21 protein-coding genes are annotated in these 20,582 nt (G+C 65.7%); 6 read left to right on the top strand and 15 right to left on the bottom strand.

What is annotated here, in order from left to right:
* Positions 1–72 precede the first annotated feature (72 nt).
* From ASD94_RS20970 to ASD94_RS20955, 4 genes are all read right to left on the bottom strand, one after another.
* Positions 73–1,416, bottom strand: coding sequence for a nitrate/nitrite transporter (locus ASD94_RS20970; protein WP_056647273.1), 1,344 nt, complete (start codon positions 1,414–1,416; stop codon positions 73–75).
* Positions 1,413–2,195 carry a sulfite exporter TauE/SafE family protein gene (locus ASD94_RS20965; protein ID WP_056647271.1) on the bottom strand — a complete coding sequence of 261 codons (783 nt, stop codon included), beginning with the start codon at positions 2,193–2,195 and terminating at the stop codon, positions 1,413–1,415. Before ASD94_RS20965 ends, ASD94_RS20970 begins: the two co-directional genes overlap by 4 nt.
* A gap of 144 nt (positions 2,196–2,339) precedes the next feature.
* Positions 2,340–2,798: an rRNA maturation RNase YbeY gene (gene ybeY / locus ASD94_RS20960; protein ID WP_056647268.1), complete on the bottom strand. Its 459-nt coding sequence runs from the start codon at positions 2,796–2,798 to the stop codon at positions 2,340–2,342.
* Positions 2,799–2,860: 62 nt separating this feature from the next.
* Positions 2,861–3,817 carry a PhoH family protein gene (locus ASD94_RS20955; protein ID WP_056647264.1) on the bottom strand — a complete coding sequence of 319 codons (957 nt, stop codon included), beginning with the start codon at positions 3,815–3,817 and terminating at the stop codon, positions 2,861–2,863.
* 80 nt (positions 3,818–3,897) lie between these two features.
* Between ASD94_RS20955 and ruvA the strand changes: the two genes are divergently transcribed.
* The 3 genes from ruvA to ruvB all read left to right on the top strand — a co-directional run bounded on the left by ruvA (position 3,898) and on the right by ruvB (position 7,591).
* Entirely contained in the window at positions 3,898–4,473 is a 576-nt protein-coding gene (gene ruvA / locus ASD94_RS20950; protein WP_056647262.1) for a Holliday junction branch migration protein RuvA, read from the top strand.
* A gap of 118 nt (positions 4,474–4,591) precedes the next feature.
* Complete coding sequence (locus ASD94_RS20945; RefSeq protein WP_056647258.1) at positions 4,592–6,508, top strand: trypsin-like serine protease; 1,917 nt, start codon at positions 4,592–4,594, stop codon at positions 6,506–6,508.
* Between the two features lie 21 nt (positions 6,509–6,529).
* Positions 6,530–7,591: a Holliday junction branch migration DNA helicase RuvB gene (ruvB, locus tag ASD94_RS20940; protein WP_056647255.1), complete on the top strand. Its 1,062-nt coding sequence runs from the start codon at positions 6,530–6,532 to the stop codon at positions 7,589–7,591.
* On the opposite strand, the gene ASD94_RS20935 is transcribed toward ruvB, so the two are convergent.
* The 7 genes from ASD94_RS20935 to ASD94_RS20905 form a co-directional block, all read right to left on the bottom strand.
* Positions 7,548–9,350 (bottom strand): lysoplasmalogenase family protein, encoded by a 1,803-nt coding sequence (locus tag ASD94_RS20935; RefSeq protein ID WP_056647253.1) that lies wholly within the window; start codon positions 9,348–9,350, stop codon positions 7,548–7,550. The two genes, ruvB and ASD94_RS20935, sit on opposite strands and share 44 nt — an antisense overlap.
* 79 nt (positions 9,351–9,429) lie before the next feature.
* Complete coding sequence (locus ASD94_RS20930; RefSeq protein WP_056647250.1) at positions 9,430–10,599, bottom strand: DSD1 family PLP-dependent enzyme; 1,170 nt, start codon at positions 10,597–10,599, stop codon at positions 9,430–9,432.
* The gene (locus ASD94_RS20925) at positions 10,583–11,224 is read right to left on the bottom strand and encodes a histidine phosphatase family protein (protein WP_056647248.1); all 642 of its coding nucleotides are present in this window, start codon (positions 11,222–11,224) and stop codon (positions 10,583–10,585) included. The genes ASD94_RS20930 and ASD94_RS20925 overlap by 17 nt, the downstream gene beginning before the upstream one ends.
* A 23-nt stretch (positions 11,225–11,247) precedes the next feature.
* Positions 11,248–11,859 carry a DUF4136 domain-containing protein gene (locus ASD94_RS20920; protein WP_056647245.1) on the bottom strand — a complete coding sequence of 204 codons (612 nt, stop codon included), beginning with the start codon at positions 11,857–11,859 and terminating at the stop codon, positions 11,248–11,250.
* A gap of 55 nt (positions 11,860–11,914) precedes the next feature.
* Complete coding sequence (gene ttcA / locus ASD94_RS20915; protein ID WP_056647242.1) at positions 11,915–12,883, bottom strand: tRNA 2-thiocytidine(32) synthetase TtcA; 969 nt, start codon at positions 12,881–12,883, stop codon at positions 11,915–11,917.
* Positions 12,884–12,887: 4 nt separating this feature from the next.
* Positions 12,888–13,259 carry a dihydroneopterin aldolase gene (locus ASD94_RS20910; RefSeq protein WP_056647240.1) on the bottom strand — a complete coding sequence of 124 codons (372 nt, stop codon included), beginning with the start codon at positions 13,257–13,259 and terminating at the stop codon, positions 12,888–12,890.
* Between the two features lie 40 nt (positions 13,260–13,299).
* Positions 13,300–14,094: an SDR family oxidoreductase gene (locus ASD94_RS20905; RefSeq protein ID WP_056647236.1), complete on the bottom strand. Its 795-nt coding sequence runs from the start codon at positions 14,092–14,094 to the stop codon at positions 13,300–13,302.
* Positions 14,095–14,104: 10 nt separating this feature from the next.
* Here ASD94_RS20905 and ASD94_RS20900 point away from each other — a divergent pair, with 10 nt between their 5' ends.
* Positions 14,105–15,223, top strand: coding sequence for a class I SAM-dependent methyltransferase (locus tag ASD94_RS20900; RefSeq protein ID WP_056647234.1), 1,119 nt, complete (start codon positions 14,105–14,107; stop codon positions 15,221–15,223).
* Between the two features lie 26 nt (positions 15,224–15,249).
* Entirely contained in the window at positions 15,250–15,444 is a 195-nt protein-coding gene (locus tag ASD94_RS20895) for a DUF2905 domain-containing protein (protein WP_056647231.1), read from the top strand.
* Between the two features lie 19 nt (positions 15,445–15,463).
* Here ASD94_RS20895 and otsA read toward each other — a convergent pair whose 3' ends face one another.
* From otsA to otsB, 3 genes are read right to left on the bottom strand one after another with little or no spacing between them, the layout of a single operon-like run.
* Entirely contained in the window at positions 15,464–16,843 is a 1,380-nt protein-coding gene (gene otsA / locus ASD94_RS20890) for an alpha,alpha-trehalose-phosphate synthase (UDP-forming) (RefSeq protein WP_056647228.1), read from the bottom strand.
* Positions 16,844–16,891: 48 nt separating this feature from the next.
* Positions 16,892–18,697, bottom strand: coding sequence for a glycoside hydrolase family 15 protein (locus tag ASD94_RS20885; RefSeq protein WP_056647225.1), 1,806 nt, complete (start codon positions 18,695–18,697; stop codon positions 16,892–16,894).
* Positions 18,694–19,431: a trehalose-phosphatase gene (gene otsB, locus ASD94_RS20880; RefSeq protein ID WP_056647663.1), complete on the bottom strand. Its 738-nt coding sequence runs from the start codon at positions 19,429–19,431 to the stop codon at positions 18,694–18,696. The genes ASD94_RS20885 and otsB overlap by 4 nt, the downstream gene beginning before the upstream one ends.
* Positions 19,432–19,607: 176 nt before the next feature.
* Between otsB and trxC the strand changes: the two genes are divergently transcribed.
* Complete coding sequence (gene trxC / locus ASD94_RS20875; protein ID WP_056647659.1) at positions 19,608–20,045, top strand: thioredoxin TrxC; 438 nt, start codon at positions 19,608–19,610, stop codon at positions 20,043–20,045.
* Positions 20,046–20,101: 56 nt separating this feature from the next.
* Here trxC and ASD94_RS20870 read toward each other — a convergent pair whose 3' ends face one another.
* Complete coding sequence (locus ASD94_RS20870) at positions 20,102–20,575, bottom strand: DoxX family protein (protein ID WP_056647222.1); 474 nt, start codon at positions 20,573–20,575, stop codon at positions 20,102–20,104.
* Between the last annotated feature and the right edge of the window lie 7 nt (positions 20,576–20,582).

Genomic DNA, 20,582 nt, shown 5'->3' with positions numbered 1-20,582 from the left:
CACGTTGGCAGGCGTTGGCGCGCCCCGCGGGCGCGGCCGTAGCCGTCAGTCTTGATAGGCCGGCGCTACAGGCTATTGGGGTTCTGGTGTCTGCGAAGAAACCAGTGGCGACACAGGCAAAAACCGAAACGCCGTCGACGCCAGCGCCAGCCAGGCCGCAATGGCCAGCATGACGGCCGTGTGGGCATCCCAGCCCAGACGCTGGGCGCCGGTGGCCACGATGCCGGTGAACCACTGCATCAGCGCCACGCCCAAAAACATCGCCATGGTGTAGGCGGACAGGGCCCGGCCCGTGAGTGCGGGCGGGTACGACGCGCGCACATCGGCGTACTGCAGCACGCCGTAGCCCGACAGCAGGCCCATCAGCAAAATCAGCACCACGCTGGCCGCAGGGTGCACCCGCAAAAAGGCCAGCAGCGCGAACAGCCCGGCCATGAGCAGCGAGGCATTGCCAATCCACCACCGGCGGCGTTTGACGCCAGGATCCAGCCGGCCCGCCAACCCGGGGGCGAACAGTGCAATCAGCGACAGCCCCAGCGCCACGTTGCCGCTGTCCACCAGCGTGAGGTGGTAGCGGTCCATCAGCAGCGGCGCCAGCCACAGGCCCCGCAGCGACAAAAATGCGGCGTAGCCCGACATGCCCAGCAGCAGAATGCCCCAGGTGTGCGGCACCGTGAGCAGGTGGCCAAAGCCCAGCAGCGCCTGGCCCCAGGTTTCGCGCTGCGCCGGGGGCGGCACCAGCGGGGCGGGCTCGTGCACCCGCAGCCAGATCAGCAGCCACGACAGCGCGCTGAGCACTGCCAGCACGAAATAGCCCGTGCGCCAGCCGCCGCCGTGCTGCACCAGCCAGGCCAGCGGTGTGCCCGTGAACAGCAGGCCCAGCCCACCCACGCCCATGGCCACGCCCGACAGGTAGGCAAACCGGTCGGCCGGAAAATGCCGCGCAATGAACAGCGTGCAGGCCAGAAACGCGGGCGAGCAGCCCACGCCGATCATCAGCTGGCCCACCATCAGCCACGCATAGCCGGGCGCTGCCGCCGAGAGCGCAGCACCGCCAATCGCCAGCGGGAAGGCGGTGAGCACCGTGCGTCGCAGGCCCCACAGGTCCAGCCCCACACCCATCAGCAACTGGGCCACGCCGAACGACAGGCCGAACAGCCCGGCAAAGGCCCCCAGAGACCCCGGCGACAGCCCGAACTCGGCAGTCAGCCCCTGGGCCAGGATGGCGGTGGTGGTGCGAAACGCCTGGCTCAACGCAAAACCACTGAGCAGCGTGAGCAGCATGGTCCACAGCACGCGGTTGGGCGGACGGCCACTGTCTGCCTTTGGCGCCGGCGCCGGCGCGGGTGCTGGTGCTGGTGCCGCCGCAGGCGTGGACCTGGGCGTTGGCGGCGGGGCTGAGGGGCTGCTGTTCACTGCCGCCAGAAGAACACCGCCGCCATCACCAGCCCGGTGGCCACGATGCCCCAGCGCAGCACGTTGGCAGGCAGCTTTCGTGCCACGCGGGCGCCGCCGTAGCCGCCGGCGGTGGCGGCCACCATCATCACTAGCGCCTGGGGCCACAGCACGATGCCGCCCGCTGCGTAGATGGCTACCGCAATCGCGGTGAGCAGGGCCGAGACCAGGTTCTTCATGCCGTTCATGGCGTTGAGCTGGGTTTGCCCCAGCAGGCCGAACAGCGCCAACAGCAGGATGCCCAGCCCGCCGTTGAAGTAGCCACCATACCCCGCCACGGCCAGCATGCCCAGGGCCGCCTTCCACGGCGCAGCAGGGCCATGGGCCGACGCACCGGCCCACTGGCGCAGCCGGGGGCCCAGCGCAAACATTGCCGTGGCCGCCAGCAGCAGCCAGGGCACGACCTTGCGGAAGGTGGCGTCGGGCGTGATCAGCAGCAGCGCAGCCCCGGCCGAGCCGCCGATGAGGGCCAGCACCACCACCGCCCGCATGGACAGGCCGGGCGGCGGCTGCATGTCCTCCCGAAAGCCCCAGGCACCTGCCATGTAGCCCGGCAACAGCGCTACGGTGCCCGTGGCATTGGCCACCACGGGCGGCACGCCGGTGAAGACGAGGGCGGGCAGCGTCAGAAAGCTGCCGCCACCGGCGACGGCATTGAGGGCGCCGGCGACGAAGGCGGCAGCGACGAGAAGGGCGGTTTCCAAAGTATTTCCTTGGCCACGGCGTTGCGCACGCGGCATTGCACCGATGTTAGGTGGAGATGTTGGGCGTTGCAGTCCGGATTGCGACTGTAAAAGGTGCGACTGCTTTGCCTGCGGCTGCGTTTTAAGGCGGCGTTTTAAAAGTGGGTTGTCCACCGAGTCGCGGGGGAGCCCTGCAGCTGGTCAGGTCGCGTAGGGGTCTTCAAACCCCAGCTCTTGCAGGATGTCGGTCTCGTATGCCTCCATCTCCTCGGCGTCGGCCTCGCTGGTTTCGTGGTCCCAGCCCTGGGCGTGCAGCGTGCCATGCACCAGCATGTGGGCGTAGTGTTCTTCCAGGCTCTTGTTCTGCTCCTTCGCTTCGCGCTCGATCACCGGGGCGCACAGCACCAGGTCGGCGGTCACCATGGGTTCCTGGGTGTAGTCGAAAGTGAGCACGTTGGTGGCGTAGTCCTTCTTGCGGTACTCGCGGTTGAGCTGCTGGCCTTCTTCAGCACCCACGATGCGGACGGTGATCTCGGCGTCGGTGGCCAGGGCGTGGCGAATCCAGCGCGTGACCTTGTGGCGCGTCAGCACCGCGCGGTGGGCGGTCACGCCGTCAAAGGCGCCGAACTGCAGCGACAGGGAGAGTTGGTTCAGTGGCATTTGGATTGCTTTTGGCACTTAGCGCTTGATGCGTGAGCGCAAGCAGCTATCAAATTAGGAGTTCAGTCGCGTGCACGCACAGCGGCCGCGCGGCGGGGGGCGTCGTAGGCGTCCACGATGCGGGCGACCAGCGGGTGGCGCACCACGTCGGCGCTGGTGAAGTGGGTGATGGAGATGCCCTTGACGCGCTTCAAAACGCGCTCGGCGTCGATCAGGCCGCTCAGGGTGCCCTTGGGCAGGTCGATCTGGCTCACGTCACCGGTCACCACGGCCTTGGCGCCAAAGCCGATGCGGGTGAGGAACATCTTCATCTGCTCGGGCGTGGTGTTTTGCGCTTCGTCCAAAATCACAAAGGCATTGTTCAGCGTGCGCCCACGCATGAAAGCCAGCGGTGCGATCTCGATGGCGTTGCGCTCGAAGGCTTTTTGCACCTTGTCATTCCCCATCAGTTCGTACAGCGCGTCGTACAGCGGGCGCAGGTACGGGTCCACCTTCTGCGTCAGGTCGCCAGGCAGAAAACCCAGGCGCTCGCCCGCCTCCACCGCCGGGCGGGTCAGCACGATGCGCTGCACGCTGCTGCGCTCCAGCGCATCCACAGCGCTGGCGACGGCAAGGTACGTCTTGCCGGTGCCTGCGGGGCCAATGCCGAAGGTGATGTCGTGCGTGGCGATGTTCTGCAGATACAGATTCTGCGTGGGGGTGCGCCCGCGCAGGTCGGCGCGGCGGGTGTTGAGGATGATGGCGTCGTCCGGGGCCTCCAGCAGCTCGCTGTCGCCCGCCAGCATCAGCTGGATGTAGTCCTCGCCAATGGGGCGCTCGGCTATTTCATACAGGGCCTGCAGTAGCTCCATCGCCTGCGTGGCCTTGGCCTTGGGGCCATCGACCTTGAACTGCTCGTGCCGGTGCGCAATGCTCACCTGCAAGGCCACCTCGATGGTGCGCAGGTGCGCATCGGCCGGGCCACACAAGTGGGTGAGCCGGGTGTTGTTGTGGGGGGTGAAGGTGTGGCGCAGGATCACGCGGATAATTCCAGTCAGGCAACGGAAAACGGCAAGAACGACGGCGCGGCATGTCACGCCCGCGTCGCCAAAGGACATCAATGATAGGCAAATTGACCGGCACCCTGCTGGAGAAGAATCCCCCCGAGGTGCTGCTGGACTGCCACGGTGTGGGCTACGAGGTGAATGTGCCCATGAGCACGTTCTACAACCTGCCCGCCGTGGGCGAGCGAGTGAGCTTGCTGACGCAGTTCATCGTGCGCGAGGATGCACAGTTGCTGTACGGCTTTGCAACCGCTCCTGAGCGCCAAGCGTTTCGCGAGCTGATCAAGATTTCCGGCGTGGGGCCGCGCACGGCGTTGTCCATCTTGAGTGGGATGGGCGTGAGCGATCTGGCCCAAGCGATTTCGTTGCAGGAGGCGGGCCGTCTGGTGAAGGTGCCGGGCATCGGCAAGAAGACGGCCGAGCGTTTGCTGCTGGAACTCAAGGGCAAGCTGGGTGCCGACATCGGTGCTGTGCGTGGCGCGGCTACCAGCGATGCGCAGGCCGACATTCTGCAGGCGCTGTTGGCTTTGGGCTACAACGACAAGGAGGCCGCGGCCGCGCTCAAGGCGTTGCCAGCGGAGGTGGGGGTGAGCGAGGGGATCAAGATGGCGTTGAAGGCGTTGGCGCGCTGATAATCGCTCTCGAAAACCCGTGCCCGGCGTTGTGGGCCGGGACTGATGTGCGTGGCCTCTCGCCGGCCTGTCTCCGGGATGGGGCGTGTGAGTTGTGGCGAATTCAAGGATGCAGACAATGAAGAAGTTTTCTATTTGGCGCTGGATGCCTGCCGTCCTCACCGCGGCCGCGTTGCTGGTCGGTTGTGGCGGTGGCTCGGGCGACGCTGCCGTCAATGCACCGCTGCTCTCCAAGGTGGACAGCCGGGTTCAGCCCGCAGAGGCTGTCCAGGACGTTGTCCGCATCAAATCGCGCAGCGCCGCTGCTGCGCCCGAAGCAACAGCGGTTGCGTTGGAAGCGCTGGCTGCGGAAAAAACCCTGTCTGTGGACTCCGTGGGTCCTCGGCTCGTGGGCCAAGGCCGCAGCGTAGAGGCTACAAAGTCTGCATCGGCCATGGGAGCCCTGTGGCAGTGGCGCAAAACATCCGCAGGCGGCTTGGTTGCGGCGGTGAGCTTCAGCGCAGAAGGGGCCTATGGTTTGCGATTGGGTGTGCTGGTTCAGCAACTGCCTGGCAGTGCCGTCGTGCGCGTTTACACCCAAGCAGCGCCTGGCAAGGTGTTCGAGATCTCCGGGCAGGAAATTCTGCAGCTGATTGAGCGCAATCAGGCGGCGGGTGACCGTTCGGAAGCTGCTCGCACCTGGTGGACACCCGACACCGGGGCTGGTGAGGCGACGCTGGAAGTGGAGTTGCCGCCTGGCCTGGCCGCGAATACCTTACAAATATCGGTACCCCAGCTGTCGCACATCTTCGCGAATCTGGCCGTGCCTACGGAGCAGGAATACCAGGCGCAGGTGCAGCAAGGCACGAAAGCCATTGGAGACGCGGATACCTGTAACCTGGATGCCACTTGCTATAACGACGGTGCCAGTGAGCGCAACGCGGTCGCGCGCATGGTCTTTGTGAAGGGGGCGAGCGCCTACCTTTGCACCGGCACCTTGCTCAACGATGGCAGCTCCAGTGGCAAGCCCTACTTTCTCAGTGCCAACCACTGCATTTCAGATCAGACCGTGGCTTCGACCTTGCAGACGGACTGGTTTTTCCGTTCATCCAGTTGCAACAGTGGTGCGCTGCAGAGCTCGAGCACCAAGAAGGTGGGTGGGGCCAAGCTTCTCTACGCCAGCGCTGACAGTGATACCTCGTTCCTCTTGCTGAACGACACGCCTCCTGCGGGAGCCGTTTTTGCCGGGTGGGATGCGTCCACCGTTGCGGCTGGGGTCTCCACCATTGGCTTGCACCATCCCCGCGGAGACTTGCTCAAGCTGAGCTATGGCGCGGTGGTCAGTCAATCGTCATGTACTACCGCATCTGACACGACGTTCACGTGCACGGGGACCAGCGGTAACTACTACCGGGTCAACTGGAGCCAGGGCACCACCGAGGGGGGGAGCAGTGGCTCGGCGCTGTTCCGAAACGGCAAAGTTGTGGGTACCTTGTACGGTGGCGTGGCCATCTGCACCAACAAGTCGTCACCCGACTACTATGGCCGATTCGACGTGGCCTACAACGCAGCGCTGAAGAACTGGCTGGCATCGACAGCCAATAGTTCGGGTCGCACGGCTATCTACAGGTTCTACAACAGCAAAACCGGGGCCCATTTCTTCACCTCGAGCGCCGCCGAGCGTGATTTCGTAATCAGCACTTACCCGGAATTCGCCTACGAGAACATCGCGTTCTACGCCTATGCACAGCCTGCTGTGGGGCAAAGTACTGTGTATCGCTTCTTCAATACCGGCAACGGGGCACATTTCTACACCATCAGCCAAGCGGAAAGTGACTTTGTTCGCGCCAACTACCCCGTGTACAACTACGAGGGCCCAATTTGGTACGCGCAGACGGCAGTGAGCGATGGTTCTACACCGATCTATCGGTTTTACAGGCCTGTAACAGGAACCCATTTCTTCACGATCAGTGCCGCAGAGCGTGATTTTGTGATCGCTAATTACAAGGACTTCAATTACGAAGGCATTGCCTATTACGCATGGACGGGTAACTGAGTAAGTGAGCGGTTCTGACGCATGACCATCCAAACCGACGACTTCTCCCCCGCCCCCGCCAAACGCGTCATCTCTGCCGCCCCCGCCTCGCCCCAAGAGGAGGCCATCGAACGCGCCCTGCGCCCCAAGCTCCTGCAGGAGTACGTGGGCCAGGCCAAGGCGCGGGAGCAGCTGGAGATCTTCATCGGCGCTGCGAGGAAGCGTGAGGAGGCGCTGGACCACGTGCTGCTGTTCGGCCCGCCGGGCCTGGGCAAGACCACGCTGTCGCACATCATCGCGGCTGAGCTGGGGGTCAACCTGCGCCAGACCAGTGGCCCCGTGCTGGAAAAACCCAAGGATCTGGCGGCGCTGCTGACCAACCTGGAAAAGAATGACGTTCTCTTCATCGACGAGATCCACCGCCTGTCACCCGTGGTGGAGGAAATCCTCTACCCCGCGCTGGAGGACTACCAGATCGACATCATGATTGGCGAAGGCCCTGCGGCGCGCAGCATCAAGCTGGACCTGCAGCCCTTCACCCTGGTAGGCGCGACCACGCGCGCGGGCATGCTGACCAACCCGTTGCGCGACCGGTTTGGCATCGTGGCGCGGCTGGAGTTCTATACGGCCGAAGAGCTGGCGCGCATTGTCCAGCGCAGTGCCGGGTTGCTCAATGCCCCCATGGACGAGGACGGTGGTTTCGAGATCGCCCGCCGCTCGCGTGGCACACCGCGCATTGCCAACCGCCTGCTGCGCCGCGTGCGCGACTATGCCGAGGTCAAAGGCGACGGCCGCATCACCAAGCCCATTGCCGACAAGGCCTTGGCCATGCTCGACGTGGACCCGCAAGGCTTTGACGTGATGGACCGCAAGCTGCTTGAAGCCGTGATCCACCGGTTTAACGGTGGCCCCGTGGGGCTCGATAACATCGCCGCCAGCATTGGTGAAGAGGCTGGCACCATCGAGGATGTGATCGAGCCCTATCTGATCCAGCAGGGCTTCCTGCAGCGCACGCCGCGTGGGCGCATTGCCACGCTGGCGGCGTTCCGACACCTGGGGGTTACGCCGCCGAAGGCGAGCGGGCAAGATCTGTTTGGGGTGTGAGGGGTATGGCGGGGGTTGGCTCTGCGCGGGCTGCACCCCGCAGAAGGCCCGCCACGATGAATGCCTGCGCTGCGTAGTACGTCGCCAGTACCCAGACCTGTGCCATGGGCAGGTGCGTCACAAACCGGTTCGTGGCCAGCAGCGAGTCGCTGAGCATGAAAAATCCGGCGCCGATGGCGACACACAGCGAAGCGGCGCCGCGCAACACGGTGGCGCGGCCAATGGCCTGGGCCGCCATCAACGCAATCACCAGCACATAGGCCGCGACAGGCTCGCGCAATGCAGACGGCAGGCCGCCCGCCCACAGAAAGGCGTACATGGCCACGCCGATGCCCAGCGTGGCCACCAGCGCACCTCGGTGCGGAAACCATGTCTGTCCACTTTTGAACAGCGCCACATAGAACAGGTGCGCCACCAGAAAGCTCACCAGACCGGGGATGAAGAAACCCGGGAACATGAGGAACACGTCCCCCGCCAAGGACCCGCCCAGGGCTGCCATCAGCAAGACCGAGGGCGTACTGGAGCCTGATGCGCCCCTTGCGTTAGTCGAATATACGCTGGTAGCTACCAAAATAATAGCAATTACCATGGTCAGCGGCTTGAACAGCCAATGCCACTGCGTGAACCCCAGCGCGCTGGTGGCCGTGGCCAGCGCCGCGCTTTGCAGCATCAGCGCCATCAGCACGCCGATGCGCCCTTGCATCACCGCACCCAGCGACCATTGCATCGTCAGCAGCACGGCAAACCAGAGGGCGTCGTGCGCCAGCGGCGCTGCATCGGCCTGCCACAGAAAGGCCGCCACGCCTGTGAGCAGCAGCGCGAACTGCACCAGCGCAAACCACTGCACGGCACGCGACATGGGTGGGTGGTACAGCTGCATCTGCGCCATGCTGAAGGCGGGCTTGGGGAACCGCTCCGCCACATCCGCAGGCCGCCAGCCCGGCGGCTTGATCCAGACCTTGAGCTTGTCGAGCCAGCTGCGCGCGTGCCAGCTGTCGTGCGCCAGCCCGGCGTACACCTGGGCGTTGGCCCACAGCGGGTCCCAGCTGTTGAGCAGGCCGCGGGTGCCATACACACATTTCTCTTGCGCGTCTTCGTCCTTGAAGGTGCCAAACATCCGGTCCCAGAGAATCAGAACGCCGCCGTAGTTCTTGTCCAGGTAAGCGTCGTTGACGGCATGGTGCACGCGGTGGTTGCTCGGGCTGCAGAACCAGCGGTCGAACCAGCCCAGGCGACCCACCTGCTCGGTATGCACCCAGAACTGGTAGAGCAGGTCGATGAGCGCCACCACGCCAAACACCAGGGGCGGCACGCCGGCCAGCGCCATGGGCACATAAAAGATCCAGCCCAGCAGCGCGCCCGAACTCGTTTGCCGCAGCGCGGTGCTGAGGTTGTAGTCCTGGCTCTGGTGATGCACCGCGTGCGCGGCCCACAGCACGGCCGACTCATGCCCCATGCGGTGCAGCCAGTAGTAGCAGAAGTCGTAGAACACCAGCGCCAGCAGCCAGCCCGGCAGGCTCGTCCAGAACGCATCGTTGCGCCACAGCGCCACGTGCTCGAACAGGGCGGTGTAGATGCCGATGCGCAGCAGTCGCGTGAACACCGCGCTGGTCTGGCTCAGCATGCCCAGGCTGATACTGCTCACAGCATCGGCCAGCCGGTAGGTGTTGCGCTGGCGCTTGAAGCCAATGGCCAGTTCGATGGCGATCAGCAAAAAGAAGACGGGCGTCGCAAGGACGATGATCTGGCTGGGGCTCATGCTGCCGGATTGTGGTCCAGCAGCCAGCCCACACCGGGGCAGGTGAACCCCTATAGCGCCGGTGTTTAGAGGGCTGCGCCTACGTCAGCGCCCCCCGTGCATCCACTCGGATGATCCGCTCCACGACCCCATCCATCAGTCCGCCGCGCACGCCGATCAAAAAGTCGTACAGATTCACCGTGGGGTCGCAATGTCCTGGGATGAGCCAGAGCATGTGGCCCAGGCTGGGTAGGTGGGCTTCGGGGCCGTCGGCGTACAGCAGGCCGTGTTCGTCGCCCCCGTTGGCGTAACGCAGGGTGCGGTCGGCGGGCAGCAGGGCCACGGTGGGCAGGCCCGAGTCGATGGCGTGGCTCTTGTGGCCCGCGTCACACACCGCGTGGGTGTCGTGCACCGACACTACCTGGGTCTTGACGTACAGCGCGTGTTCAAACGAAGGCTGGGCTGGCTCGCGCTCGTTGCGGGCGTAGTCAGCATCCATGAACAGGAACGAGCCTGCCTGCAGCTCGCCAAACACACCGCTGGCGGCCTCATGCACCAGGGTGCCGGTGCCGGATCCGGTGATCAGCGGCACGGGCAGCCCGGCGGCTTCGATGAGCTGGCGCGTGTGGTCGGCGGCGCGCACCACAGCGGCGATGGTCTCCCGGCGGCCCACGCTGCTGGCCAGGTGCTGCGCGCGGCCATGGTAGGCCTGCAGGCCGGCAAACCGCAGGCGGGGGCTGCGTGCCACGGCCAGCGCCAGCGGCACGGCGGCCTCGCCGGGGCGCACGCCGCAGCGGCCCTGGCCTACGTCGATCTCCACCAGCACGTCGATGCCGGCATCGCTGCCATACTGCGCCATGGCTTCAGCCAAGCGTTCAATGCCATCGGCATGGTCCACGGCCACCCCCAGTCGCCCGCCGCGTGCCGCCAGCTGGGCGGCCAGCCGCGCCAGGCGGTGCAGCTTGGGCATGGCGATGACCTGATTGGTGATGGTGATGTCATCCACCCCTCCGGCCGCTAGGGCCTCGGCCTCGGCGACCTTCTGCACGCACACGCCCTGGGCGCCCGCCCGCTGCAGTTGCAGGGCCAGCTCGGCGCTCTTGTGCATCTTGGCGTGGGGGCGCCAGCGCACCTGGTGCTTGCGCGCAAAGTCGGCCAGGCGCTGGATGTTGCGGTCCATGGCGTCCAGGTCTACCACCAGAGCCGGGGTGTCGATCAGGTCCACGCGTTGACCCACGGTGGACTGCAAGGCTTCAGGAATGGGTTTCATCGCGGAGGGTGTTGTTGTCTAGGTGCTGGGTATCTGCCCAACCGATCAGGGTGAGGCCGTTCTCCGTCCACAGCAGGCGGTTGATGGCGGCGTTGGACAGCTGCCACGTGCGCGGCGCCTGAATGTCCTGGCGCGTGGCCAGGCGGTACAGCACATCCAGCACGCCGCCATGGGCCACCATCACCACCTGCTCGCCCACATGCTGCTGCGCCAGCGTGTTCACGGTGCGCTCGATGCGGTCACGCAGGGTCACGAGCGACTCACCGCCTTCGGGCGTGTAGTGCGGGTCGCGCTTGCGCCAGCGCAGCGCATCTTCGGGCAGCTTGGCCTCGATCTCGGCAAACGTCTGGCCCTGAAAGTGGCCAAAACTGCGCTCGCGCAGGCCGGTCTCGGTCATCAAGGGCGCGCCCGTGGTGCGGGCCACGGCCTGGGCCGTGGCGTGGGCCCGTTGCAGGTCGCTGGTGTAAATGGCGGCAATCGGCTCGCCCGCCAGGGCCTGCGCGACCTGGTCGGCCTGCCACAGGCCTGTGTCGTTGAGCGGAATGTCCAGGTGGCCCTGGATGCGGGTGTCCACATTCCAGGCGGTTTCGCCGTGGCGGATGGCAACGATGCGGGTGGCTTGCATGCAGTGGGGAGGGTCTGGGGATCTCAGGGAGCGGGGGGTACCAGAGGTAGCCGCACCTGCCGGGGGCCCTGGGGCGGCTTCGGAAAGCCATTGAGCGCGGCGTCGAACAGCACGCCATAGACGGCCGGGTCGCTCACCCACACGTCTTCGTGCACGGCCGAGGTCTCGTACACCACGGCCTGGGTGCCGGCATCGCGCATCACCATGCTGACCGCGCGGCGGTGCAAGGGCGTGGGCTCGCCAAAACGCCACGTGCCATGCACGCCCCAGCCCCGGCCATACCAGCCACCCATGCCCCAGGGGCCGGGACCGTAGGGGCCGTAAGGACGGAAGGGGTCATAGCGGGGCACGGTGTCGGCCTGCACACCCAGCTGCACCAGCAGGCGGGGCGCGGCATCGTCGCGCTGCAGGCCCGCGCGGGCTAGGGCTTGGTTGGCCAGCGTGGCAATGGCGTCAAACGAGGGGGTTTGCTGGGAGGGCAGGCGCTCAATGCGGTACGTGGCGGGTGCGGGCGCGGCCTCCAGGGTCGAGAAGCTCTGCACTTGGCCCTCGACCACGCGGGTAGTGCTGCAGCCTCCAAGCAGGGCGGCGGTGAGGCCCAGAAGCAGAGCGGGAAGCCATCGGCGTTGTGTCATGGTCAGAGAGTTCTGAAACAAGGATCTCCGTGAGAGTGCCGCTGGCCCCCGCAGTTCACGACAGCTGCACCACCTGCACGCCAGGCAGCGAAGGCGATGGCGCTACGAACTCTTCCTTGTCAAACGCCTTGTCGCCGTCTTCGCTGGCAATGCCTGTGGCCTTGGCGTTCTTGAAGTCGTACAGGCTGCCGTCCAGCAGGTGCGAGGGCACCACGTTCTGCAGGGCGTTGAACATGTTCTCCACGCGGCCGGGGAATTTTTTCTCCCACTCGCGCAGCATTTCGCCCACCTGCTTGCGCTGCAGGTTCTCCTGGCTGCCGCACAGGTTGCACGGGATGATGGGGAAGTTGCGGTGCGCAGCCCAGCGGGCAGTGTCTTTCTCGGCCACGTAGGCCAGCGGGCGGATCACCACATGCTTGCCGTCGTCGCTCACCAGTTTGGGCGGCATGCTCTTCATCTTGCCGCCAAAGAACATGTTGAGCAGCAGCGTCTGCAAAATGTCGTCGCGGTGGTGGCCCAGTGCGATCTTGGTGCAGCCCAACTCATCCGCCACGCGGTACAGAATGCCCCGGCGCAGGCGGCTGCACAGGCTGCAGGTGGTCTTGCCCTCAGGGATCAGCTTCTTGACGATGCTGTAGGTGTCTTCGTTCTCGATGTGGAACGGCACGCCGGTGCTGGCCAGGTACTCGGGCAGCACATGTTCAGGGAAGCCCGGCTGCTTCTGGTCCAGGTTGACGGCCACCAGGTCAAAGTGGATCGGCGCGCGGGCCTTGAGCTTGAGCAGGATGTCCAGCAGCGCATAGCTGTCCTTGCCGCCCGACATGCACACCATCACCTTGTCGCCTTCTTCAATCATGTTGAAGTCGACGATGGCCTTGCCCACCTCGCGGCACAGGCGCTTTTCGAGCTTGTGGGTCTCGCGCTCGATCTTGATGCGCGTCGCGTTGGCGGTGGCGGGTTCTTGGGGGGCGTCTTCCGCCTCCGTCCAGCTGTTTTGCATGGGGTTGTCGATCACTGCATTCATAGATTTACCACTGCCCTGTCTCAATGCGAATCGCCACTTCGCAGTCGTCAAAAATTTCGAGTTTGGCGATTTTCACGCGCACACCCAGCACGCCGGGCAGCTGCATCAGGCGGTGGGCCAGCTTGCCGATCAGGCTCTCCAGCAGGTTCACGTGTTCCGCCGTGCACTCGTCGATGATGATCTGGCGCACGCGGCGATAGTCCAGCACATGGCCGATGTCGTCGTCGCGCGGGGCCAGTGGCTGCACGCCTAGGCTCAGCTCGGCATCCACCTGGATGGGCTGCGGGTCGGTCTTTTCGTGGTCGAGGATGCCCAGGTTGGCGTCAAAGCGCAAACCGGTGAGCGTGAGGATCTGGGTGCCAACAGCGTGGGTCATGGGAGAAGGTCCTGGCTTGAGTGAGCGGGTGTGCGTGCGCTCACATCAGCGAAAAATCGCGGTCAAACTTCATCAGGTGCTGGCCACCATCGACCAGCAGGGTGGTGCCGGTGAGGGACCGGTTTTCCAGCGCAAACTTCACAGTGGCGGCCACGTCCTCGGCGGTGGACGAGCGGCCCAACGGCGAGAGCGCATGCAGCTGGGCAAACTTGTCGTCGCTGAGCATGTGGCTGGTCAGTGTGAGGCCGGGCGCCACGCCCACCACCCGCACGCGCGGCGCCAGGGCCAGCGCCAGCATGGTGCCAGCCGCCTCCAGCGCGGCCTTGGAGAGCGTGTAGCTCACGAAGTCGGGGTTCTGGTTCCAGAGCTTCTGGTCCAGCAGGTTGACCACGGCGCCCTGGGCATCGGCCTCGCCCGCCGCCGCCCGGTCGGTCAGATGCTGGTGCAGGGCCTGGGCGAGCAGCACCGGGGCGGCAGTGTTGCTGCGCAGGTGCTTTTCGAGCGCGGCAAAACCAAAGGTCTCGGCATTGTCATGTTCGAACAGCGAGGCGCTGTTGACCACCGCGTCCACACTGCCGAAATGCGCCACCACGCGGGGCAGCAGACCGCGCACGGCGGCCTCGTCATCAAAATCGGCCTCAAAATGGGCGCTTGCGCTAGTCAATTTTGCGCATTCAGCTACGCTATTGATAGCGTCTTGGGCTGAAGAGCGGTAGTGCACGGCCACCTGCCAGCCACCCGCTGCCAGGGCCAGCGCAATGCTGCGGCCCAGGCGCTTGGCGGCACCGGTCACCAGCACGGTGCGGGGGCGATGGGGCAGGGAAGGGGTGGACATGTGGGAGACAATGCGGGCCGTGACCCAAAGACCCGACAGTTTAACGACCGCCCTGCACCAGCACATCGCCCAGGCCATTGCCGCCGAGGGCGGATGGCTGGGGTTTGACCGCTTCATGGCCTTGGCGTTGTACACGCCCGGCCTGGGCTACTACGCCAACGATTCCACCAAATTCGGCGCCATGCCCGAGTCGGGCAGCGACTTTGTGACCGCGCCCGAGCTCACGCCCCTGTTTGGCCAGACGCTGGCCGTGCAGGTGGGCCAGGCTCTGGCGCAGACCGGTACCTACGAGGTGTGGGAGTTCGGCGCAGGCTCGGGCGCGCTGGCGCTGCAATTGCTCGATGCCCTGGCCGACCAGGTGCAGCGTTACACCATCGTCGATCTGTCGGGCAGCCTGCGCGCCCGCCAGCAGGCCAGGCTGGAGGCCCATGCGCCCAAACTGCGCTGGGTGGATGCGCTGCCAGAGCACATCGAAGGCGTGGTCGTGGGCAATGAGGTGCTCGATGCCATGCCCGTTCAGCTGCTTGCGCGCCACGGCGGTCAGCAAAGTGGGGTGTGGCACGAACGCGGCGTGGTGGTGGCCGAAGACGGCCGCTTTGCCTGGGCCGACCGCCCCACGGCCCTGCGCCCTCCCATCGTCATCGAAGGTCCGCAGGACTACCTGACCGAGATCCACGCGCAGGGAGAAGGCTTCATGCGCATGCTGGCCGACCGACTGACGCGCGGTGCCGCGTTCTTGCTCGACTACGGTTTTGGCGAAGACGAGTACTACCACCCCCAGCGCCACATGGGCACGGTGATGTGCCACCAGGGGCATCTCGCCGATGGCGACCCGCTGGTGGCGGTGGGCTTGAAGGACATCACCGCCCACGTGAACTTCACGGCCATGGCGCTTGCCGCGCAGGACGCGGGGCTGCAGGTACTGGGCTACACCACGCAGGCGCACTTTCTCATCAACTGTGGATTGCTCCCAATAATGGAGCGCCTACCGCAGGCGCAGCGTGCTATAGCGGCCAAATTGATCATGGAACACGAGATGGGTGAGCTGTTCAAAGTGCTGGCCGTGGGCGCTGGCGAGCCATGGGAGCCCATGGGGTTTGCGCATGGGGACCGGTCCCACCGGCTTTGACACCCTGAACAGGCCCTGGCCCGACCATGTTCCGCTGGCTCATCGTGATCTTCCTGGCCCTGATGTTCATCAGCTGGCTGTCGCCGCTGCTGCGCCGCATGGGCTTTGGGCGGTTGCCGGGGGATTTCCGATTCCGCTGGCTGGGGCGGGACTGGGACGTGCCGCTCGCGTCCACGCTGCTGCTGAGCTTTGTGGTCAGCCTGCTGACCAAGCTCCTCTGATGGCCCGGCCTTCTGCCCTCTAGTCGCCCGATGCCTGCAGCGCTTTCAGGAACGCGTTGCGCCACCAGTGCACATCGCGCTCCCTGATGCGCGCCATGAGTTTCTGGTGACGTGCCTGCCGTTCGGCCAGCGGCATCTGCAGCGCCTGCTGGATGCTGTCGGCCATGCCCTGGGTGTCGTAGGGGTTCACCAACAGCGCCTCTTTCAGCTGTTCGGCCGCACCGGCAAACCGCGACAACACCAGTACGCCGGGGTTGTCCGGGTCTTGTGCCACCACGTATTCCTTGGCCACCAGGTTCATGCCGTCGCGAAGCGGCGTGACCAGGCCCACGGCGGCGGCGCGACACAGACCCGGCACGCGCTTGCGCGCCACCATGCGGTGGATATAGCGCACGGGCATCCAGTCCAGTTCGCCGTAGTCGCCGTTGACGGAGCCGCACAGGCCCTCCAGCTCGTGGCGCAGGTCGGCATAGGCATGCACGTCGTCACGGGTGGGTGACGCGATCATGATGAGTGTGGCGCTGTCGCGGTTTTCAGGGTAGCGGTCCAGCAGCTCGCGGAACGCGCGCACACGGTGCGGAATGCCTTTGGAGTAGTCGAGCCGGTCAATGCCCAGCAGCAGGCGCCGGCGGGAATACTCGTCGCGCATGTTCTCGTAGGTCTCCACCGCGTCGGGGGCGTGCGTGAGGCGCGTGAACTCGTCCACGTCGATGCCGATGGGAAACGACTGCACCACCACCGTGGCCCCGAAGGCGCGCACGCGTTTTTCGTCCAAGGATTCCGCGCTGCCTTCGTTGCGCACGTAGCGCGTGAAATGCGAAACATCAGCCTCGCTCTGCAGCCCCACCAGGTCATAGGCAAACAGCGAGCGCATCAGCCACTCATGCTGCGGGATGGCCGCCATGATGAGCGGCGGTGGCATGGGAATGTGCAGGAAAAACCCGATGCGCTGCTTGCAGCCCATGGCGCGCAACTCGGCCGCCAGCGGGATCAGGTGGTAGTCATGCACCCAGATCACATCGTCGTCGCGCAGCAGCGGCAGCAGCTTGCGCGCAAACATCTGGTTCACGCGCCGGTAGCCTGCGATGTAGCTGGCGTTGAAGTCGGCGAGGTCCAGCCGGTAATGGAACACCGGCCACAACACGCTGTTGCTGTAGCCGTGGTAGTAGCTGTCGTGGTCCTCGCGGCACAGGTCCACGGTGGCCAGTGTGACGGCGCCGGCCTGCCGGGTGTGGAGTTCGCCCTCGCCGGGCGTGCCGCCTTCGACCACGGTGCCGCTCCAGCCAAACCACAGCCCGCCTGTCTGGTTCAGGGCCTCGCCCAAGGCGACGGCCAGGCCGCCTGCAGCGGGTTTGCGGGGATCTGCGAGGCGGTTGGAGATGACGACAAGACGGCTCATGGACCGATCATCGTTGTGGATCGGTCCCGGCCGTTGTCGGACAGAGCCTCAAATCACGCTGTCCCAGGGGGCAGAAAGCCGCACGGCCGCGTTGATCACGCCCACCATCGAGTAGGTCTGCGGGAAGTTGCCCCACATCTCGCGGGTTTCGGGGTGCGTGTCCTCGGACAGCAGGCCCAGGGGGTTGCGGGCGGCCAGCATGGTCTCGAAGATGGCCCGCGACTCGGCCTTGCGGCCAATACGCGCCAGCGCATCAATGCGCCAGAAGGTGCAGATGTTGAAGGCTGTCTCGGGCTTGCCGAAGTCGTCGGCCGCCTCGTAGCGGCGCATGTAGGGACCGTCGCACAGGCTCTTTTCCATGGCCTCCACGGTGCTCACAAAGCGCGAGTCCTTGGGGTCGATGAGGCCCACCTCGGCCATCAGCAGCACGCTGGCGTCCAGCTCGTGCCCGCCAAAACTCTCGGCAAACGCCTGGCGTTCTTCGCACCACGACTTGTCGAGGATCTCGGCGCGCATGCGGTCGGCATGTTGCTGCCAGTGGCTGGCACGGTCGGCCAGCTGCAGCGTGGCGGCGATCTTGGCCAGGCGGTCGCAGGCGGCCCAGCTCATCAGGGCCGACGAGGTGTGCACCCGCGCACGTGTGCGCAGCTCCCACATGCCCGCATCGGGCTGGCCGTACACGCGCACCGCGTTGTCGCCCACCTGTTCCAGTCGCGTGAATTCGGCCAGGCCCGCGCGGTGCAGCAGGCGGTGGTCGTGGAAGGCCTGGGCCGCGCCCAGCACGATGTTGCCGTACACGTCGTGCTGAAAATGCTCGGCCGCCTGGTTGCCCACGCGCACCGGACCCATGCCCCGGTAGCCTGCCAGCTGCGGCACCAAGCTCTCGGGCAGGTCCTTCTCCAGTCCAATGCCGTACAGCGGCTGGATGTGGCCGTCGCCGCCTTCGACCACCACGTTGCTCAGCCAGCGCAGGTAGTCCTCCATGGTGCCTACCTCGGAAATGCTGTTGAGCGCGCGCACCACAAAGAACGCGTCGCGCAGCCAGCAGTAGCGGTAGTCCCAATTGCGGCCGCTGTGGGCGGACTCGGGGATGCTGGTGGTCATGGCCGCCACGATGGCGCCGGTGTCTTCGTACAGCGACAGCTTGAGCGTGATGGCCGCACGGATCACCGCGTCCTGCCACTCCAGCGGCAGCGCCAGGGCGCGCGCCCAGTTGCGCCAGTAGGAGGTGGTTTCCTGCTCGAACAGGCGCGCGGTGTCGGCGATGCCTTCGGTGAGGGTTTCGTCGGCGCCCAGCAGAAAGTTGTGCTCGCGCGTGAGCACAAACGCCTGACCCGACAGCACATGAGACACCGGCGCATCGGTGGACAGGCGCAGCGTCATGTTCTCCCCCACGTAGCGGATGTGGTTGCTGCCGCGCGTGATGTGGGGCTCCGTCTGGCCCCAGTCGTAGCGCACCTTGAGCGCCACGCGGATGCGCGGCGCGCCCTGGATGGGGCGCACCCGGCGCACCAGTGTCATGGGCCGGAAGAAGCGCGAGCGGCTGTGGAAGCGCGGCGCAAAGTCGGTGATCTCTACGCCGTGCCCGGCCTTGTCGAACAGCTGCGTGCGCAGGACGGCGGTATTGGGCTCGTACCACTGGTGGGTCGAGGCCAGGTCTTCCAGCTCGATCGCAAAGTGGCTGCCCTCGTCACCGGGTTGCAACAAGGCGTTGAACACCGGGTCGCCATCAAAGCGGGGCAGGCAGCACCACACCATGCGGGCATGGTCGTCGATCAGTGCGCTGATGGCGCAGTTGCCGATCATGCCCAGGTTCAAGGTCCCGGACTGGGGTTCGGTGGCGGCTGTGTTCATCGTTCGCGCTCCAGGGTCGTGCGTGCAGACGACAGCCAGCCACGCAGTGCGGCCGATGTCATGCAGCGGTGTTGTGCCATGGTCGGCCCTTCGCCCACCTTGATGCCCCAGCCGCCGAGCGCCTGCACGGCGGCAAAGCCGGCCTCATCGGTGACGTCATCGCCCACAAAGACCGGTGTGCGGCCCGCAAAGGGCGGCTGGGTCATGAAATCGACGATGGCCTGGCCCTTGTGGACACCACGGGGCTTCACTTCAAAGACACATTTGCCGCGCAACAGTTCCACGCCCTCCACCTGGCGCATGGCGTGCGCGAGCGTGTCGTGGCACAAGGCCTCCAGCTGGGGGGCCTGGCGGTAGTGCAGGGCCACGCTGGCACGCTTGGTCTCCACCAGCAGGCCGGGGTGGCGGGATGCCAGGTCCTGTGCGGCCCGCAGCACGGGGTCCAGGGCGGGTGGTGCGGTGGCGAGGACAGAGGTCTCGCCCAGCCGGTATTGGGCCCCGTGCTCGCTGGCCTGCGGCAGTCGCAGCGGTGCCAGGAATCCGTCGATGTCGGCCTCGGGCCGCCCGGTCACGATGGCCAATGCGCCGTCCAGATGGGTGTGCAGCGAAGACAGCGTGGGCACCAGGCCCGACGCAACGCGCACTGCCTCGGGGCGCGGCGCCAGTTCGGTGAGCGTGCCGTCGAAATCCAGAAAAAGCGCATGGGCAGTTGTCAGTGTGGGGAGCAGCCGCATGCGCGAAACCATAGCAGACGCTGCAATGCAGGTACGGCCACCAGGGGGATTCGGGGCAGGTAACTGGGCGCAAGGTCTGCGACCTGCTGCAACCGGGGCAACGGGGATTCCGCGGCGTGCCCTTGAAACGTCATGTCTGCGCCGCCATGTGTTCAGCAACCTGTATGCCCCACGCCATGACCGAAGCCCTGCACATTGTCTGCCCCCATTGCCACACCACCAACCGCGTGCAGAGCGCCGACCTGGGCAGCGCACCCGATTGCGGCAAGTGCCATCAGCCAATTTTTTCGGGGGCTCCGCTGGAGTTGGACGCCACCAGCTTTGACAAACATGTGGCGCGCAGTCACCTCCCGGTGCTGGTGGACTTCTGGGCCCCCTGGTGCGGGCCGTGCCGCCAGATGGCGCCTGCCTTTGCGCAGGCAGCCCGCGAGCTGGAGCCCGGCGTGCGTCTGGCCAAACTCAACACCGAAGACCACCAGGCCATTGCCGCGCGGTATGCGATCCGCAGCATCCCGACCATGATCCTGTTTCAGCAGGGGCGCGAGGTGGCTCGCATTTCGGGCGCGCTGGGGGCTGCGGACATCGTGCGCTGGGTGCGCACAGCGGCCGCTTAAATGGCTCACATCGTGAGAGCCCGTAGACGATCCCCTGACAGATCGTCATTGGGCTGTTAGCGGATTCCGAACGCCCGGTCGACCGACAGGGCCCCCGCACCACGCCCGACCAAGTACAGCATCAGCCCCGCCCACGACAGGTGGGTGGGCCAGGCATCGGGGTACACAAACACCTGGATGACCAGCGTCATGCCCAGCAAGGCCAGCGCCGACAGGCGCGTGAACAGGCCCAGCACCAGCAGCACGGCGAAGAGGTGCTCGGCCACTGTGGCCATCTGCGCCGCCAGCTCGGGCGGTAGCAAGGGCAGCTTGTATTCGTCGCGGAACAGGGCGTAAGCGCTGTCGGACACCGTGAACCAGCCCTCGACCTTGGTACGTGCGGACAGCCAGAAGATCCCTGCCACGGCCACGCGGTTGACCAGGGCCAGCAGACTGTGGGGGGTGAGGAGGGTTGCGGCATCGGCCAGACGGGCCAGTAGCACGCGCGGGCCGTTGGCGGAGGCAGGGGAGATGTGGGTGGTGGTGTTCATGGCGGGC

The organism is Acidovorax sp. Root70, from assembly GCF_001428225.1.
Classification (GTDB): domain Bacteria; phylum Pseudomonadota; class Gammaproteobacteria; order Burkholderiales; family Burkholderiaceae_C; genus Acidovorax.
The sequence above is the reverse complement of the archived record's forward strand: the minus strand, read 5'-3'. Positions and strand labels throughout refer to the sequence as shown.